The sequence below is a fragment of the Streptomyces sp. NPDC031274 genome (assembly GCF_055570235.1).
The window spans coordinates 1-1,074 of the sequence record NZ_JBVIHP010000440.1 but is presented as its reverse complement, the minus strand read 5'-3'; the positions used below and the strand labels follow the sequence as shown (position 1 = coordinate 1,074).

General features: G+C 73.8%; 1 protein-coding gene. It reads right to left on the bottom strand.

Annotated features, from left to right (window positions below; translation table 11 throughout):
• Positions 1-227: 227 nt before the first annotated feature.
• Positions 228-1,074 (bottom strand): formimidoylglutamate deiminase (locus tag ACZ5CR_RS47015; protein ID WP_468870202.1); only part of this gene is annotated, 847 nt, incomplete at its 5' end.

Sequence of the window (1,074 nt, the reverse complement as noted above, 5' to 3'; positions counted from 1 at the left end):
CAACCGGTGCTCCCCCCAACCCCACCCCTTCCCGAAAACCCGCTCCGGCGCGGGGGCCTTGGTTGCCGTCAGTCACCGGCTCCGCCGAGTTCGTCCTCAAACGCCGGACGGGCTGGTAGGCGGGCAACTGCGGGGCAATCGGGATGGGGGTCCCCCCTGCTCCTTAAGAGCTTGGGGGAGGGCGGGAAACATCCGCCGCGAAGCGGCGGCCTGGGGCCGGGAAAGGGTCAATCTCGCAGCGCCGCCACCGCCTCCGACAACGCCCCCGGCACATCCTCGACCAGGGTGTGGGACCCGTCCCGTACGACATGACGGCCGCCCACCACCGTGTGGCGGACATCCGCGGCGGACGCCGCGAACACCGCCGTCTCCGCCGCCAGGCGCGGCAGCGGGCCCGCCGTGCGGACCGAGTCGAGCGCGATCGTGGCGAAGTCGGCGAGTGCCCCGGCCTCGATCACTCCCGCGTCCGCCCAGCCCAGCGCCGCGTGCCCGTCCGCCGTCGCCGCCCGGAGCAGCGCCGCCGCCGTCCAGTGGCCCCGCGTGTGCGAGCGCAGGCGCTCGTTCAGCTCCATGGCCCGCGCCTCTTCGAGGATGTCGATCACCGCGTGGCTGTCGCTGCCCAACGACAAGGGGCTTCCTGCCCGTTGCAGGCGGACCGCCGGGCCGATGCCGTCCGCCAGGTCCCGCTCCGTCGTGGGGCACATGCACGTGCCCGTCGTCGTGCGGCCGAGCAGGGCGATGTCCTCGTCCGTGAGGTGCGTGTTGTGCACGCCTGTCGTGCGCGCGCCAAGCACCCCGTGATCGGAGAGAAGCTGCGTCGGTGTCCGGCCGTGCACCGCCAGGCACGCCTCGTTCTCCGCCGTCTGCTCGGAGAGGTGGACGTGGAGCGGCGCGCTGCGGGCCGATGCCCATTGCGCCACCGCGCCCAACTGCCGTGCGGGCACCGCCCGTACGGAGTGGATCGCCGCGCCGATGCGCGCGTGGTCGCGGTCCTTGAGCGCCGAGGCCCGCTCCGCCCACGCCTCCGTCGTCCCGTCGGAGAAGCACAGCTGGTGGCGGTTCGGGGCCTCGCCC